The sequence below is a fragment of the Paenibacillus sp. FSL M7-0134 genome, assembly GCF_038007865.1.
GTDB classification, from domain to species: domain Bacteria; phylum Bacillota; class Bacilli; order Paenibacillales; family Paenibacillaceae; genus Paenibacillus; species Paenibacillus polymyxa_B.
In genome coordinates, this window is the sequence record NZ_JBBOXV010000001.1 from 3,471,682 (window position 1) to 3,488,311 (window position 16,630).

The window sequence follows — 16,630 nt, forward strand, 5'->3', positions numbered from 1 at the left end:
CGTTACCTCCTTCAGTTAATCAACAATTCTTAGGGTGTTGTTGTATATAAAACAAATACGCATCCATTAACCATTGAGTAATCGGGGCTTCTGTCTATAATATTAATCAACGACCGTTAAATATTCAACACACGTCACCAAGAAAAATTTTGGGTAAAGGAGCATTTAACAATGGAAAATATACGAGATAAAGTGGTGATTATAACTGGAGCCTCCAGCGGAATAGGGAAAGCTACAGCGAAGTTGTTGGCACAAAATGGCGCAAAGGTGGTATTGGCAGCCAGAAGAGAGGAACGTCTGCATGCGATTGCTAATGAAATTAAACAGGGTGGCGGCGAGGCCGTTTCTGTAAAAGCAGACGTCGTTTCTGCCGAAGATATGCAGAATTTGGCCAAGTTTACCTTAAGTGTGTATGGCCGAATTGATGTATTGGTGAACAATGCAGGGGTCATGCCGAGTTCCAGGCTGAATGAATTAAGAGTAGAAGAGTGGGATCAAATGATCGATGTGAACATCAAAGGCGTTTTATACGGTATCGCAGCGGTATTGCCTACCATGCGGGAGCAGCAGTCCGGTCATATCATTAACCTATCCTCTACAGCCGGTTATCATGTGTCCCCTACAAATGCCGTATACGCGGCCACCAAGTTCGCAGTTAGAGCCATCTCGGAAGGGCTGCGCTTGGAAGAGTCTTCGACTTCGCGTATTAGATCTACCTTGATTGCTCCTGGTCTGACGAAGACCGAACTTTTTGACAGCATTACCAGCCCGGAAGTGCAGACGATCGCCAATCAAATAAGCGGCATAGGGATTTCTCCTTACAGTATTGCTAGAGCCATCGCGTTTGCCATTAATGAACCTGATGACACCCTAATCAGTGAAATTATGGTTAGGCCGACCGCGTTGCCTTGAACATTTCCAAACAAGATGATAGGGAATTTTCCTTATGGCTGAAAATCAAAATACTGGTCATCCACCATCTAAGGCTATTATCCAACTGTAAGCTGATAACGGAAAGATGAATTTACTTTATATATAACAAGAGCTATCATGTTAAATTGTTTTTTGAACTAACTGGGAACGTTAGTTCAATGAAACAGCGACAGTCTAGGACTTTATTTTCTGTCGCTGTTTCAATTTCTAGGGTAAGTCTAAAACTTATTTTATGGAGTCTGACGGTATGACAATTCAAAAAGCCGCGCGGAATAAGAACATCCAGTCTAATCGGGAGACAAGAACATGGTCCCATTGAAAGTCACTATTATAGCGGCTTTTTTGTTTTATCGGTACAGGTTCTTGTCCCGATTGCCGTAATGAACACAAACATGATCCAATTAACAATTAGACATTTATCTATACATTTGTAAAATAGCAAATGTCGTTATGCTTACCTCAGAAATTTCAGAGTAAGACTTTAAATTTCATCAGTGGGGAGACGATTGCCCCTGATCCGCCCCAAATGCTCTTCTACTGCCATCTGCAGGAGCGCTAGAAGCTTTACTACAAAACCGCAGTGAAAGAAACAGACCACTTCAGATTGAAGTAAAAGTAATTTAAGTAATTTAGTTTAAGAAAAAGGAATGCTTAAAGTCGATCTGAAAAATGCCTGTTAGTGGTCGTGGAGCACTTAGTGATCTTAATGCACCTTCATATCTATTCTCTATATTAACTGACCCTCGCATCAAAAACATCGAATAAGATTGATCAAGGAGTGGATTTTGAATAATGATGTCTTTAACCCACAGTAACAACCATCATCAGATTCCAAGTGGTTTTTCGAGCACATTTTAACAACCTGCGAAAATGATCGTCAATCGAATTGATGTAATTTGACATAGGCTTAACAATTAATAAAATTCTTGGTTTCGAGGGGGGATTGGAGAAATGTAGCTGTAGTTCAGCAAACCTGGAGCTGTCATATATACGAGTGAGACAAAATGGAATCAACCCGGGCAATACCAAATCTGCACTGCTAAGTGTCATTTCCTCCGTTGTGGCAGATGTGGGTTCCTCTCCATAGGACGTCATGTACCAGAATTCATCACCTCTCACGTCTACATGTTGCAGCTCAGCCTCGTCTACCGTTGTACCCAACCCGGAACTCGTTGATACGATTGAATTCATTGGAATAGATGGATTTTAACCTGAAAAATATCGAGGGAAAATCATTTTTTTCATCACTATATTGTACAACCTGTTGTCTATAAAGTGGGATGTAAACGAATACAACAATTGAATTCATCATGTTATTATGAATCCACAGCAAGAAAGAAGTTAATCCTGCTGAGTAAAAGGAAATATAAAACAATTTGCAAGGAGGATTTTTTCAACCCTTTGGGATTGGAAATGGATTTAAAACTAGCTTCGAAAACTAACATACCAGGAGGAATTAACATGTCAAATTCAAAAATTAAAATCGCCGTAGCTTGTGGAAGCGGAGTAGCAACTTCTACTATCGCAGCAGATGGAGTGAAAGAGGTATTAAAAGAAGCAGGAATTGAACATTACGATATCATTAAAACGAGTATGGCGGAATTACCGAATATTATTGACAACGTCGATATTGTTCTGACAACTAATAATTTTAAAACCGATGAAAAGCCATATATGAACATCATGGGATTTGTAACAGGGCTTAATGAAGAAAAATTGAAAAATCAATTGGCTGAAAAACTGCTGGATTTAAAAAATAGTTAAGGTGGTAGATCATAATGGATACTGTGCATAATATTATTAAATCTATTACTGATATGGGAGCAACAGCTATTTTACCAATAATAATCACCGTATTAGGTCTAGTTTTTCGAATGAAAATTGGAAACGCTATCAAATCAGGCCTTTTAGTTGGGGTAGGCTTCTTAGGTTTAACATTAGTTGTTGGCTTGCTCAATTCCTCCCTAAAACCGGCAGTTGATTATTATGCAAAAATCGGTTCTGGATTTACAATTGCAGATATTGGATGGCCAGCTGTAGGGGCGGCATCTTGGGTGCCTCCTTTTGCAGCATTAGCAATTCCTCTTGGTTTAATTATTAATCTAGTATTAGTTCGACTTAGATGGACAAAAACGTTAAATGTGGATATATGGAATTACATGCATTTTCTAATTCCAGGAGCTTTGGCTTACTTTCTTTTTGACAGTTTCTGGTTAGGGTTGGTAGTAACATTGGTGATGTCTGTTATTGCTCTATTCGTTGGTGATTTAATTGCTTCAAAATGGCAAGAATACTTTGGTTTAGAAGGTACAACCTGCACAACTATTATTTATTCAGCTTGGGGTTATCCGATTGCCTGGCTGGTAAATAGAATCATTGATTTCATTCCTGGTTTAAATAAATTGGAGTTTTCTCTGAGTAAAATTAATAAAAAAATAGGCGTTCTCGGGGACCCAGTTATTATTGGATTTATTGTTGGATTAGTTTTAGGGGCAATTACTAAAAGACCTGTTACAGAGATTGTGACTATGGCCACAGGGATAGCTGGAGTTATGGTATTAATGCCTAAAGTTGTTGGAGTGATGATGGACGGGCTATCTCCAATTGGGAAATCGGCAAAAGACTTTATGATTAAACGCATGGGGAATAACTCCAATCTAAATGTGGGGATGGATATTGCGCTAGGCTTAGGCGATCCGACTACTATTACAACTACAGTCGTTTCTATTCCAATTGTTATGTTATTGGCACTCATTTTACCTGGAGTTCAGTTCTTTCCAATAGGACTGTTAATGTCTGTTACCTATATTTCTGTAATGTGTACGTTAACAAGTAAAGGAAATCTATTCCGTTCTATTGTGTCGACAGTAGTATTTTGTATTATCACATTTTATTTGGCAGGATTTGTTGCACCAGGTGCAACACAGATGCTTAACAGCGCAGGTGTCGAGTTAAAAGGTTTAGGGACAGATGTTACTTTTTCTGAGATATGGAACTTATTAATTTATTGGGTAAGCACTTTAGTTAAATAAAGACTAGAGAAGAGGAAAAATAATGAATCTGATTTTACCTTCAATATTTGCTGCAGATTTAATGAACTTAAAAAGTGAATGCGATGTTTTATATGAAGAAGGATTTCAAGTACTTCATGTAGATATGATGGACGGAAATTTCGTCCCTCATATCGCATTTGGTCCAGAACAAATTAAAAATATAAAAAAACAAGTGAATATGAAATTAGATGTTCACATGATGGTATCAGCCCCAGAGCAGCATATAGCGAGTGTGTTGGACACTGGAGCAGAAATGATATCAGTTCACTATGAATCAACTCCTCATATTCGTTTTGTCATTGATCAGATTAAGCAACATGGAAGGAAAGCAGGGATCGTCATTAATCCTGGGACGGACACCTTTTTATTGAAACCTTTTCTAAACATCATTGACTATGTTCTAGTTATGTCGATCAATCCAGGAAGACCTAATCAAGTTTTTATGGAAGAAACGATTGATAGAATAAGAGAACTGAAAGTAATGATAGGTCAACGAGATATTCAGATCGAAGTTGATGGTGGAGTCGATGAGAGTATAGCTAGTCAATGTATCGAAGCTGGAGCATCTTTGGTTGTCATCGGATCATATTTATTTTCGAATAACAAAGCACATGTGAAGAATTTGAAAAGTCTAGAACATGGAGAGAGAAAGGATGAGAGAAAATGAAATCATTAAAACTGTATGGTGCCAGAGACATACGTTTTGGAGGAGCGGAAAAACCTCAAATACTGGATGGAAAAGATGTCATTGTAAAAATAAAAGCATGTGGCATTTGTGGATCTGATATCTCTCGATATAAAAAATTGGGTGCAGTCACACCTGGTCAGGTATGGGGACATGAATTTGCAGGTGTTGTAGAACAAGTTGGCGATCAAGTAACAGATCTAAAAGTTGGAGACCATGTTGCTGGATGTCCAGCACTAATTGAAGAAGATGATTATTATTATCGAGCAGGTCAACCAGCTAGAGCGAATTCATTGCATGCAATAGGTGCTAAGGAACCTGGTGGATTCGCCGAATACATTAAACTCCCAGAGAAGAATTTAGTTAAAGTACCTGATGATTTGGATTTCGAATCAGCTTCTATGGTAGAACCTTCTACTGTAGTTTTACATGGGTATTATCGAACCAATCTATCGGTGGGCGACGATGTGGTCATTGTTGGAGCAGGGGGAACCATTGGGTTGTTTGCTGTTCAATGGGCAAAAATATTTGGCGCGAAAAAAGTAATTGCGGTTGATATTGATGATGAAAAACTTCAAATTGCGAAGGAATTAGGCGCCGATTATACGATAAATTCTCTGAATGAAGATGTTCTGACAAAGGTCGCTGAATATACGGATGGCATGAATGCAGATATTGTAGTTGAAGCAGCTGGAACGCCCCATACAGCAGCAACTGTGTTTGGTTACGCCAAAAAAGGCGGCGGAGTTGTGTTCCTAGGTATCCCTTATGCAGACGTTGCGATGGAAAGATTTTATTTTGAAAAAATCCTAAGAAGTGAGTTAACCGTGTGGGGATCATGGAGTTGTGTATCCGCACCATTCCCAGGTAAGGAATGGGCAACGACTGTTCACTTTATGCACAATAACAGATTAAATACTAAAAAAATGATTACACATCGTATACCGCTTGAAGAAGGTTCAGAAATGTTTGAACGATTAATGGAAAGAAAAGAACTTATCGGCAAGGTAATCATGTATCCAGAAAGCTGAAGGTGAACTTATGGACAAATTAATTAAACAAATGGAAGTCATTATGAAAGAATTAGAAAGAAGTATTTCCTTAATGAATGTTGGTGAAAGTGAACAAATTCTACAAGTCTTGTATAATACAAAGCGGATTTTTCTTGCTGGTTCAGGGAGATCAGGTTTAGCGATCCGTGCTTTCGCTAATCGACTGTTGCACTTAGGTAAAACGGTTTATATTGTTGGTGATATTACTACTCCAAGCATTCAAGCAGAGGATATTTTATTTATTGGTTCTGGTTCAGGAGAAACCGCTGGTCTAATAGTAAATGCAAAAAAAGCAAAGCAATCAGGAGCAAAGGTAATTCTTAATACAACGAATTCGCAGTCGACTTTGGGGAAACTAGCTGATTACATGCTTTTAATTAATGTTGACAATAAAGAAACGGATACTGATTTAATGGAATCTTCTATTCAACCAATGGGATCGGCATTTGAGCAATTAAGTCTTCTCTTGTATGATGCGATTGTTTTGGAATGGGTAGCTAATTTTAATGAAACCTATGATGACATGAAATTAAGACATGCTAATTTGGAATAAACGTTTGATTTGAGGCAGAACAAAATTTCGATTCTTCACAGAGCGCCTCCAAGAGCAAAGATTAAATTGAGTAATTTGAATACGACCTAAACTTGAAGCCTCTTATATAATCCTCTGGAGCTGTCAATATTATTATTAACAAGGAAGGAGGAGAGAGAGCCATGCAGCTTGATGATAGAAGCAGCAGCTTGCTGCAAGAATTGTTATCAAATCCAAGTGTGAAGAGTAAGAACTTGGAACATAAGTATGGTTTAAGCCGCAGGCAAATCAGTTACAGCCTTGAAAAAATCAATGACTGGTTAGAGGGCCAACGCCTACCAAAAATTGAACGGAATAAACAGGGTGTTTTTATTGTTGATGCTACTCTCTTCTCTGCTGTGCCTAATGAAGTAAACAAGCCTTCGACAAAAAAATATATTTTTTCTGAAGCAGAGCGAGTAGAACTTATTATTCTGATCCTACTGAGTCGTAGTGAAGAATTATCTTTATTTCATTTTACCAGTTCCATTTACGTAAGCAAGAATACCATACTAAATGATCTAAAAGCAGCACAAGAATTAGTCGAACCTTATGATCTTAGTATCCGTTATTCCCGGTTATCTGGTTACTCAATTGAGGGTGTTGAATTTCAAAAAAGAAAGTTATTGATTGATGTCGTTAACAAAATTCATCACATGTACAATGGGGAAAAATGGGTTCAACAGTTAGCAGAGATCACTGAAAAAGAAGTGCAACAGATTCATGAACGTCTTGAAAAGATTGAAAGCCATCTGAGCTTGAAATTTACAGATGATAAGATGAAAACTTTGCCGCATATCCTACTGATCTTGCTGCGAAGAATCAAACTTGGGAAAACAATAAATTCCTCTCATATTAGCTATGAAGAATTATCGGATACCAAGGAGTACCAAGCGGTTCAAGAACTACTATCGGATTTGGTGCATATCCCGACCGAGGAAAGATTATTCATCACACTGCAAATTCTTACGACGAATGTTTCCTCATCTGAGCTCCTTGGGGAAGACATTGTATCAGATTTAAATCAGGCATTGAAAAAGATGCTGGAGCGATTCGAGAAAATGTCCTGCATCCTCTTACAAGACAAAAAGCAGTTGTTGCATATGATCATGCTGCATATAAAACCTGCATATTATCGCATTAAATACAAACTTACTATTACTAATCCACTACAAGAAACAATTAATAGTGAATTCATAGAACTGCACCACCTTGTAAAAAAGTCAGCAAAACCTTTAGCTGATTACATTGGCTGTGATATTCCAGATAGTGAATGCACTTATTTAACGATGCTGATAGGCGGTTGGTTAACAAAGCAAGGAGACAGCATTCTGAGTAAAACAAAAGCAGTAGTGGTCTGCGCTAACGGAGTATCCGTTTCTAAGCTTTTACTAATTACTTTGAATGATTTATTTCCTGAATTCATTTTTTTGGATTCCTTATCTGTGAGAGAATTCAAGATGTATGATTTGGAATATGACATTGTTTTTTCTTCCGTATATCTGCAAACGAACAAACGACTATTTATAGTCAAGCCAATATTACAAAAGGAAGAAAAGATCTCTCTACGAAAACAAGTGATGGAATTATTGCATGGATTCACTCCATCTGAATTAAGTTTGAAAAATATTCTGGAGATCGTTGAGAAATATGCAACCGTTCAGAACAGGCAACTTCTTGCAAAGGAATTACAACACTACTTTACAAGCCATCACTCGTTGTCTTTCAAATCACAACCCGAATTACAAAAGACAAATTTGCATGACCTGATAACGCCGGAGAATATTACATTGCTTCCTTCAGTATCATCTTGGGAAGAGGCTATACGATTAGGGGCGCTACCGCTGCTGCTTCAAGGGAGTATCCAACCTTCTTATGTAGAAGCTATGATCCAACATTACGATGTGGAAGATCCGTATATCATTATTAGCCCAAATGTGGCAATTCCTCATGATAGTCCCGAAAGTGGGGTAAACGAAGTAGCTATGAGCTTGCTCCGTTTAGAGCAAGGCGTTGAATTTGCAAGAAATAGGCCGATAAACATCGTTATTATCATAGCCGCTGTCGATAAACAACAGCACTTAAGGGCATTGGTTCAGTTAATGAAACTTGTTGAAAGTAAAGATGATTGTGAAGCTATCATTCAAGCCCAAAGTGCAATGGATATCCATAGTATCATCAAAAAATATGGTACGGATTAATAAAAAGATATCTATGTTTTCCGATTTTTATAAAAGGGAGTAATTATTATGAGCGCAAAAACGATAAATGGACTCGTGTTTGATCAGGATTTAATTCAACTGCACGCACGTTACGATTCGAGGGAAGAGCTTATCAAAAGCTTTGGAAAAAAGATAGAAGAGAAAAATTATGCCAAAAAAGGATATACAGAATCTTTGCTTCAACGTGAAATCGAATATCCGACCGGAATCAACATGGGGACAATTGGTATAGCAATTCCACATACAAATAAAGAATTCGTTAACGAAACTGCTATTGCCGTTGCAGTTTTAGATAATAGCATAGAGTTCGAGGATATGGGGGGATCTGATGTAACTGTCAACGCAGAAATTGTGATGGTACTTGTAGTAAAAAATCCTAAGATGCACATCTCATTTTTAAAGAACTTAACAAGTTTGTTTCAAGAAGAAAAATTCGTTAAACGTTTTCAAAATGCAACTAATCCTGCCGAGATCGAGGAAATACTCTTGAAGTTGCTTTAATAGAGACACATAAAATAATGTTGTAAAATTAATTAAATTGGTTGATGGGACCGGATATGAAATTGCGACATATAACAATGATGGAAAACTGGATTTACAGCCAAATACAGATTATCATCTCAAAGTAGAAGCGCAAGGCAATATCACTAAGGTTTATTTGAACAATAAATTAGTTATAGACACAAAAGATCAAACTTATAAAGAAGGAAACTTTGGTCTCAATGTATGGAATACAACGGCTTTTTTTAATGATGTTAAAGTGAAACTAAAACATAAAGATGAATGATTAAGAAAAGTTAAATAATGATATTTGTATCTCTATGGATTTAGTTTGTGTCGCCGCACAGCGACACAAACTTTTTTTAATTATTTGATCCATTTTCAGAGACAGAATACTTAATCCTGTTTGGTTCAATGTACATCGACACAAAGTTTCCAATCAAAACTACCTTATAAAATCCAAGCTTAAGCAGGAAATTTGCAGAAACGGTTATGATTGAAGACGATACCTTCTATATATGGGGTGAAGAATGCATTGTAAGCAAAATATCAAGTGAGAAAGGCATAAAGTTGGAAGAGCAATTTTTGTTTGTATTTAATGGAATTGAACAAACCAAACATAACTTAATGATGGGGGCATTATCAATGAATAAGGAAGATGAGAAATTACTGCAATATTATCTGGAACTCAAAGGTCCGAATGCGGGGGAATGGAACTCTTCTCCACAGTGCCTTCACACACAGTTGGTGACAAGAGATTACGTAAGAAGACATTCGATATTTTTGATGAAATCCAAGTATGTAATGTTGGTATCGGAACTGGAGATTGGGACGATTACCTTGGATATTGGCTTAAGGGAAGAGGTGGTTTAACCAGCATTGATATTGACGAAAGTATTTGCGAGATATTTGAGTATAGACAACAGAGGGAGCAGCATCCGAATCCATCAAAAGTTTTATGCAGGAGCATATTCGATTCCGATTTGCCTCAAGAAGCCTTTGATATTGTAACCCTAATTGGGTCCGCTATTAATGAAACAGGGGACTTCAAAAAATGCTTAGATTCGTGTTTTAGTTTAATCAAGCATGGGGGATATTTGATGTTTATGGCAAGTTTAAAATATACACCCGTTGAAATGTTAGAGGAATACATAAGTAATACTAAGTATCATATTGTGCAAAAAACTGTATACGAAGTGTTCCTTGAATATCCGTTTTTCATCAGCAAAATCAGAAAATAATCAGGCTAAGTGTAAATTGACTTACTGTAACCACTCTATTTGTATAGGCTTGGTTGCACAATCTTTGGTACTTCGCGAATAATTTTTTCTTTTATTTGCGATATAAAAGTTTTCATTTGTAAAGTGATTATTTATATTCTTACCTTCAGTCAGTCATTTTCGTTGAAAGTTCTTTACCTCGGTTGGTGACGGTAAAGAACTTGCCAACGAGATCTGAAGGGGTTACCTATGAGAGCGATACCTTGCCCCGCTCCGATGCAGTTCGGCATATTTCTGCGTGTTTGTCCCATATAATTTCCACCTTAGGCTTAGATTTTGTTCAATCAAGAATGAGGGTTGACACCTATATCGGGAACAAATATAATAAGGCTAATCAAAACACATGAACAGTTGATCATATGTTTATATAAATTCAATTCGTTTCTTTCAAACTGTATAGAGAGGGAATGAAAAGTCGATCGAAACAGTGGAAAGGTATTATGACAAACCATTCAATTAGTTTAAGGAGAGGATAACGGTGTCCGTAAACAATCATGGTCATGACCATGGACATAACCATAAGCATGTACATACCAACAATAAAAAAGTACTCCTGATTTCATTCATCATTATTACGGTGTATATGATTATCGAAGCGGTTGGAGGTGTGATTACCAACAGTTTGGCTCTGCTTTCCGATGCGGGTCATATGTTGTCCGATTCCATCGCTTTAGGGGTGGCTTTGCTTGCATTCACATTTGGCTCCAAAGCTGTAAACACAGGGAAAACATACGGCTACAGGAGATTTGAAATTTTAGCTGCAGCCCTTAACGGTGTTACGTTGATCGGCATTTCACTTTACATTTTTTACGAGGCGATTGAGCGGTTTATGAATCCTCCGGAAGTAGCCACATTTGGCATGTTGATTATCAGTACCATCGGATTGCTTATAAATCTGTTGGTTGCGTGGATTATGATGCGTGGAAGTGACACCAAGGAAAACCTGAATATGCGCAGTGCCTATTTGCACGTACTCAGTGATATGCTGGGGTCAGTTGGCGCCATTGCCGCAGCTCTTATGATGATGTTTTTTGGCTTGGGCTGGGCAGATCCGCTTGCTAGTGTCGTTGTCGCGGGACTTGTTTTACGTAGCGGTTACTTTGTCACAAAATCGTCCTTGCATGTTTTGATGGAAGGGACGCCCGAAAATGTTGATATGAACGAAATTGTCAATTCGATCCGAAGGATAGATGGTGTTAAGGGAGTCCATGATGTACACATTTGGTCCATTACAAGCAGCATGAACGCTCTTACTGCTCATGTTGTCGTTAACGGAGAAAAATCGATCTATGAAACCGAAGTGATTCTAAAAAAAATCAAACACATGCTGGAACACAAAGAAATCTGGCACGTGACCTTACAAGTTATGTCGTCCGAACGGCATGCTCACGATAGCTCGATTTTATGTACCGTCAAAGCCGATGTGACGGATGCGCATGCTCATCATCACCATTGATGGACACGGAATCGTCAACATCAACCGCTGTAGACGAAATGAATTTATTCCCCCACAAGCGGCCTCTCCACTCCATAGTGTGATGAGGCTGTTCTGCTACTTATGGAAACTAAATTTAAAATGCCGCCAAATGAGGCGAAAAAACTGCATTCATTGCTCTTTAAGAAAGCAAAGGCATACTTTCGTGAACAGTCTAAAGAGAAGCCTAATCCAACTAATGCAGAAGTGCTTTGTTATATTTTAAGTGGGGAGGTAAAGTAAATTGGCTCGTCCGGTTTCTTTCAGTAGCAGCGACTTGGCATGGGAATGTGCACAAGTAAAAAGAAAGCTTTTAAATGATGTCAAAAAGGGGCGATTATCGCGTCTTTCAAAATCAGATGTGTACGATATGATTGCAAAACGCCCGCGAATCAGATTGAAAAGCTCGCGAATGTTGTGGACGGGTTCCTATAAGGAATATTTGGAAAAATGGTTCACCAAATTGAATGAGGAAATACAATTAATCCTAGACTCGGCCTCTGAAGGAGAACCAACGATTACAAGTCCTGAGATTGTAGCCCAGGAGCACCGGGAATTGCAAGCCAAGGTTACTCATTTACACAGCTTATAAGTACGTATAAAGATGCTTTGGACGAATTACGCATAGAGAACGGACAGTACCGAGAATTAATCAGCCAGCGTTTCGGAGATATTGACTTATTCTAATGATCCTGAATGTCCCGTGTACTGATACCCTTCGCATACATATGTGCTCCTCAATGCCGGTCACATTCGTTTGATTTTTCTTCACGACTACAGGTTCAAATTCTACATCACCGTATTCGGAGGTTACGGTTTTCTTACTGTTGTAGCCGTCGCGGCTGTTTCTCGTTTGTTTGTTTTTACATCATGTTTCTCATAACCGGGATGCGTATCCAGTTCGGCTTCTAATGCTTCTTGAAGTACATCTGCAAATAATTCCTTTAATGTCCATTGAATATCTTCTGCCGATTGAAAATTATGCTCTTTTACGAATTGACGTAATTCTTGTTTTGACAATAATCCGCTTCAGGTCACCATGTGCTTATTCCTCCAACTTTGATCTAGTAGTCAGTATTGACAAATTTATCTCAGTTGAAGTAAAGATTATGTCCAAACTAAATTGTTACTTCAAGCCTTGTACGGAATTGAATTACAAATGGGTGAATCTCTCCCGGAGCGACTATTCTTTGGTGTGACGGTTCACTCGCAATTAATGAAAGCAGGCCGCGTGATAGATTTGAGGGCTGAACGCATTCTTATCATTGGAAATAAAACTGTATTTCATGAATATATCCAATCGTTATCGAGAATTGGTAATTTGTTAGAGAAGAAGATCATTGTTGTTTATCTTGGAGGTTTTCCAGGACCGGATAAACGATTTTTTCTTCGGCAAATCCAAGATAAATTTGATAAAAATGGTCTTCAGATTGAAGTTCAGTTTTGGGGCGACATCGATTGGGGAGGGTTCCAAATATTCCGGCATTTGCAAAAATCAGTGTTTCCACAACTACGACCCTATCGTATGGATAAGACTACTTTCCATCAGCATTTGGATTGGGCAGAAACCTTCACTGCAGATTATCAAGTCAAATTGGAGCAGCTACTGGAAAACACGGATAATTCCTAGTTTCACGGATTAATTCGAGAGATGTTGTGTACGGGCAAGCGTTTAGAGCAAGAAGCTATACTATTATAAACTGTATTTCAGCCACTGGTTGTTGCCGAATTCTATAAGATTCGTGGTAATACTTTGTATTGACAGTGTATTTCACAATAGCCGCGACTTTTGCGGCTTTTTTCATTTATTGTTATTAGTTGTTTTCTTGGACTGGGACAAAAATCAAAATTGAGCCTTCTATTTTTACCATAAAAATGCAAGTAAATCCGTAACTGGCCGATCAAGGAAACAAGGTTGTTACCAGGTTGGTGTAGAGCAAGGTAACGTCTGGGTATCTTGGCGGCTTATTTAAATGGGGGATGAAGAGCCAGTTGCAGACTACATTCTCAGTTCCCGGCTACAGCAAGCGATCAAATCGTCCCGGAAATGCGGGTCGCCGAAACAGACCACATCATTACTAAAAAGCAATGGGGAGCTTTTTACGGAACGGAGCTCGACCTGCAGTTGCGTCGCCGGGGAATCGACACCATCGTCTTATGCGGCATCGCTACCGGGCTTGGCGTGGATACGACCGCGCGGGAAGCGTTTATGAATGGGTATCAGCTGATTTTGGCGATCGATGCCATGACCGGGTTTTCTCAAGCCGAGCACGATCACGTGAAAAATTTTATTTTTCCACGCATCGGGCGTGTTCGGACAACACAGGAAATCATTTCTGCCTTTGCTGAAGTTTGAACCCAAAGGAGATGTGCCCTTGGATTTATCAGGTTCCAGGGGTCGTTTTTTTATTTCAGGAGGTTGGTCTCTATGACCCAAAAGAGAAGTCCCAAGTCCGATAGGATGTACCCCTGGTATGTCTTATCTGTAACCAGTCTCGGAGCGTTCCTGGTTCTGGTCAATATCGGAACGCTTAATGTCGCATTGCCGGAATTAAGCCAGCAATTTCATGCGAATGCGGCAGCTTCCAGCTGGATTTTACTTTCCTATATGCTGGTAAACACTATCCTGATTTTAATCTTCGGACAAATTTCGGATATTTTCGGAAGAAGCCGAATGTATTTAATAGGAATGGCCATCTTTACCGTATCCAGTTTACTACTCGGTTATGCTTTTAATGTAGAGGTACTAATCCTTCTTCGGATCGTACAGGCTGCCGGAGGAGCGCTCGTAGTGACGAACACAACACCGCTGATTACCGATGCGTTTCCCCAATCGCAGCTGGGCACCGGTCTCGGTCTGAATTTATTGTCCGCTTCCGTCGCGCAGGTGCTTGGCCCGGTCGTCGGCGGCGTGGTCACGACCGCCTGAGGCTGGAGGTGGGTGTTCTGGTCTAATGTTCCCTTCGGGATCATTGCTCTCATCTGGGGGCTCTGGATTCTAAGGGTGAAGCCCCTAGCGCAGCTCCATAAAAAAGTGGACGGATATGGAGGCATCATGATCTTTGTCGCTTTAGCGGGTCTAATCATTGCTTTATCCAAGGGGGGAGAACTGGGCTGGGGAGACAAGCAGGTGATCGGAGGTTTTGCGATATTCGCCATATTTACTACTATATTTTTATGGCATGAGCATCGTTCAGCATCACCTCTACTAGATTTAAGCCTTTTTGAAAGCTGGACGTTCAGTATGGGGAACATCGCTACATTCTTTAATTCTTTTGCCCGTACGGCGGTTGCTCTGCTCTTCGCTCTCTATTACCAATTTGCCTTCCACCAAAACGCGCTTAATGCCGGTCTAAGGATCCTTCCAATTACGATAGGGATGTTGGTCATTTCTCCGATTGCTGGCATGTTGACTAAGAAGGCGGCCATTCGAGTTCTGGCCTCACTTGGAATTCTTATTTCTATAGCAGGACTACTACTACTCCTATTCGTGGTCGGTGGAAATTTCTCTTACGGGGTCACCGCTTGCGGCATGTTGTTAATCGAGGTCGGGACCGGTTTATTCCTTACCCCCAATACGACGGAGATCATGTCAAGCGTTCCGGAGCAAAGCCGCGGGGTGGCGAATGGACTGCGGTCCATGCTATATAACTTGGGTCAAGTGCTGAGTACGGCTCTTTCTTTAACCATCGTCGGCGCAGCGCTGCCAGCCCACCTGAAGAACGTGCTGTATTCCGGAAAGAACAATGTGATTTCTGCCGTTGATTTTGCTTTCGTCATTCACGGTTACCGCTGGGTCATCATCGCACTAATAGGGACTTCTCTACTCGCTCTTGCTGCCTCGTGGTTCCGTCCGCAACAGAAAAAAGCTTACGAAAGCTCTTCAGCGGCCTCTTGACTTTGACGCATTGATGCCGCGTCAATCCGTCCGATCCTCATCGATCGGTCCTGCGGCTGCCGCCATAACCCCAGCGCGTCCGGTAAGCCCAAACTTCTGGAGCTAGCGATATATATCCGGCGGGTAGTGGAGCGTTGCGATATACTTTCACACGACAACAAGATATCCTCTTCTCCTAAATTCCGCCTTTTGGAGGCGCGAAAAAGATGAGAGTTCTAAAGTTAGAACATGTAGGTGTTCTAACACATAACGAACATTGTTCTTTACGAACAATGTTCGTTATGGTATAAATATTGTATGAACGTCCAAATACTGCATATGCGGTAAATGATACAGTAACATATAGTGGAAGTACTTATACCTGTCTTCAGGCACATACTTCCCTTGTAGGCTGGGAACCATCCAATGTTCCTGCTTTATGGAAGAAAGGCGGCAGCGGAACTACGCCACCTACAACACCGCCAACAACGCCACCAACAGGTCCTTCAGTAACAAAGCCTTCCGAAGTTCCAAGCCACATATGGACATACACAATGAATGCGGGCGATAAATTCGGTAAAGGCGGAGATTTTGCTTTATTGCTGAGTGCTGTGATCAAAAAGGAAAGCAGCTTTGGAGCAGGCTTACCAGGCAGTCCATCAGCCGGCGACGGATTGATGCAGGTAGAACCAAACACACGTAATGCTTATTTATCTCAATTCAGCTCAAAATTTGGCCGTGCTTATAATCACGGCAGTGAACAAGATCAGGTATGCTTGGGCGGACTGATTTTAAATGAAAAGATTACTAGATTCGGCAACATATATAATGGCTTATTACACTATAACGGAGGAGATAACTGGTATCCGGGAGCTACAGACTCTTATGGCCGTCCTATTCTGGCCAATCAATATGCAGATGCAGTTTACGCTACTTATAAGGGCTATGGCGGTAAGAACTAAGATGTTATTTATTTTCCACC

At 39.9% G+C, this 16,630-nt stretch carries 16 protein-coding genes and 4 pseudogenes; 18 read left to right on the plus strand and 2 right to left on the minus strand.

From position 1 onward, the window contains the following. Window positions 1-171 precede the first annotated feature (171 nt). The 13 genes from NSQ58_RS15645 to NSQ58_RS15705 all read left to right on the plus strand — a co-directional run bounded on the left by NSQ58_RS15645 (window position 172) and on the right by NSQ58_RS15705 (window position 12,363). Window positions 172-912 (plus strand): SDR family oxidoreductase, encoded by a 741-nt coding sequence (locus tag NSQ58_RS15645; RefSeq protein WP_023988792.1) that lies wholly within the window; start codon window positions 172-174, stop codon window positions 910-912. 1,482 nt (window positions 913-2,394) lie between these two features. Further along, entirely contained in the window at window positions 2,395-2,697 is a 303-nt protein-coding gene (locus tag NSQ58_RS15650; RefSeq protein WP_049828419.1) for a PTS sugar transporter subunit IIB, read from the plus strand. Between the two features lie 14 nt (window positions 2,698-2,711). Continuing rightward, window positions 2,712-3,965, plus strand: coding sequence for a PTS transporter subunit IIC (locus NSQ58_RS15655; protein WP_023988790.1), 1,254 nt, complete (start codon window positions 2,712-2,714; stop codon window positions 3,963-3,965). Between the two features lie 22 nt (window positions 3,966-3,987). Next, window positions 3,988-4,653 (plus strand): ribulose-phosphate 3-epimerase, encoded by a 666-nt coding sequence (gene rpe, locus NSQ58_RS15660; protein WP_053325504.1) that lies wholly within the window; start codon window positions 3,988-3,990, stop codon window positions 4,651-4,653. Further along, window positions 4,650-5,702 carry a galactitol-1-phosphate 5-dehydrogenase gene (locus NSQ58_RS15665; RefSeq protein WP_023988788.1) on the plus strand — a complete coding sequence of 351 codons (1,053 nt, stop codon included), beginning with the start codon at window positions 4,650-4,652 and terminating at the stop codon, window positions 5,700-5,702. The genes rpe and NSQ58_RS15665 overlap by 4 nt, the downstream gene beginning before the upstream one ends. Window positions 5,703-5,712: 10 nt before the next feature. Then, complete coding sequence (gene hxlB / locus NSQ58_RS15670; RefSeq protein WP_025722481.1) at window positions 5,713-6,276, plus strand: 6-phospho-3-hexuloisomerase; 564 nt, start codon at window positions 5,713-5,715, stop codon at window positions 6,274-6,276. Between the two features lie 161 nt (window positions 6,277-6,437). Beyond that, window positions 6,438-8,495, plus strand: a complete 2,058-nt coding sequence (locus NSQ58_RS15675; protein WP_316243729.1) for a BglG family transcription antiterminator — start codon at window positions 6,438-6,440, stop codon at window positions 8,493-8,495. A gap of 48 nt (window positions 8,496-8,543) precedes the next feature. Beyond that, a complete protein-coding gene (locus NSQ58_RS15680; RefSeq protein WP_023988785.1) occupies window positions 8,544-9,017 on the plus strand; it encodes a PTS sugar transporter subunit IIA in 474 nt (157 codons plus the stop codon). Between the two features lie 37 nt (window positions 9,018-9,054). Further along, window positions 9,055-9,303, plus strand: a complete 249-nt coding sequence (locus NSQ58_RS15685; protein ID WP_341057715.1) for a DUF6250 domain-containing protein — start codon at window positions 9,055-9,057, stop codon at window positions 9,301-9,303. A 206-nt stretch (window positions 9,304-9,509) separates the two neighbouring features. Continuing rightward, entirely contained in the window at window positions 9,510-9,890 is a 381-nt protein-coding gene (locus NSQ58_RS15690; protein ID WP_341057806.1) for a hypothetical protein, read from the plus strand. After that, a complete protein-coding gene (locus tag NSQ58_RS15695; protein ID WP_081327505.1) occupies window positions 9,830-10,258 on the plus strand; it encodes a class I SAM-dependent methyltransferase in 429 nt (142 codons plus the stop codon). The genes NSQ58_RS15690 and NSQ58_RS15695 overlap by 61 nt, the downstream gene beginning before the upstream one ends. A 517-nt stretch (window positions 10,259-10,775) precedes the next feature. Then, window positions 10,776-11,753: a cation diffusion facilitator family transporter gene (locus tag NSQ58_RS15700; RefSeq protein ID WP_023988782.1), complete on the plus strand. Its 978-nt coding sequence runs from the start codon at window positions 10,776-10,778 to the stop codon at window positions 11,751-11,753. Window positions 11,754-12,015: 262 nt separating this feature from the next. Further along, the gene (locus NSQ58_RS15705; RefSeq protein ID WP_028541583.1) at window positions 12,016-12,363 is read left to right on the plus strand and encodes a hypothetical protein; all 348 of its coding nucleotides are present in this window, start codon (window positions 12,016-12,018) and stop codon (window positions 12,361-12,363) included. A gap of 94 nt (window positions 12,364-12,457) precedes the next feature. Here the strand turns inward: NSQ58_RS15705 and NSQ58_RS15710 are convergent. Continuing rightward, window positions 12,458-12,791 (minus strand): annotated as a pseudogene (locus tag NSQ58_RS15710) (transposase); the annotation flags it as partial. 103 nt (window positions 12,792-12,894) lie between these two features. Here NSQ58_RS15710 and NSQ58_RS15715 point away from each other — a divergent pair. The 4 genes and pseudogenes from NSQ58_RS15715 to NSQ58_RS26795 form a co-directional block, all read left to right on the plus strand. Next, a complete protein-coding gene (locus NSQ58_RS15715; protein ID WP_142657872.1) occupies window positions 12,895-13,401 on the plus strand; it encodes a Wadjet anti-phage system protein JetD domain-containing protein in 507 nt (168 codons plus the stop codon). Between the two features lie 372 nt (window positions 13,402-13,773). Beyond that, window positions 13,774-14,127, plus strand: a pseudogene (locus tag NSQ58_RS15720) (isochorismatase family protein); the annotation flags it as partial. A 105-nt stretch (window positions 14,128-14,232) separates the two neighbouring features. Then, a pseudogene (locus NSQ58_RS15725) lies at window positions 14,233-15,669 on the plus strand (MFS transporter). A gap of 293 nt (window positions 15,670-15,962) precedes the next feature. Continuing rightward, window positions 15,963-16,037, plus strand: a pseudogene (locus NSQ58_RS26795) (carbohydrate-binding protein); the annotation flags it as partial. Here the strand turns inward: NSQ58_RS26795 and NSQ58_RS15735 are convergent. Then, on the minus strand, window positions 16,037-16,189 hold the full coding sequence (locus NSQ58_RS15735) for a hypothetical protein (protein ID WP_231517198.1): 153 nt from the start codon (window positions 16,187-16,189) through the stop codon (window positions 16,037-16,039). The pseudogene NSQ58_RS26795 and the gene NSQ58_RS15735 overlap by 1 nt on opposite strands. 13 nt (window positions 16,190-16,202) lie before the next feature. Between NSQ58_RS15735 and NSQ58_RS15740 the strand changes: the two genes are divergently transcribed. Beyond that, window positions 16,203-16,610: a transglycosylase SLT domain-containing protein gene (locus NSQ58_RS15740; RefSeq protein WP_230486250.1), complete on the plus strand. Its 408-nt coding sequence runs from the start codon at window positions 16,203-16,205 to the stop codon at window positions 16,608-16,610. Window positions 16,611-16,630 lie beyond the last annotated feature (20 nt).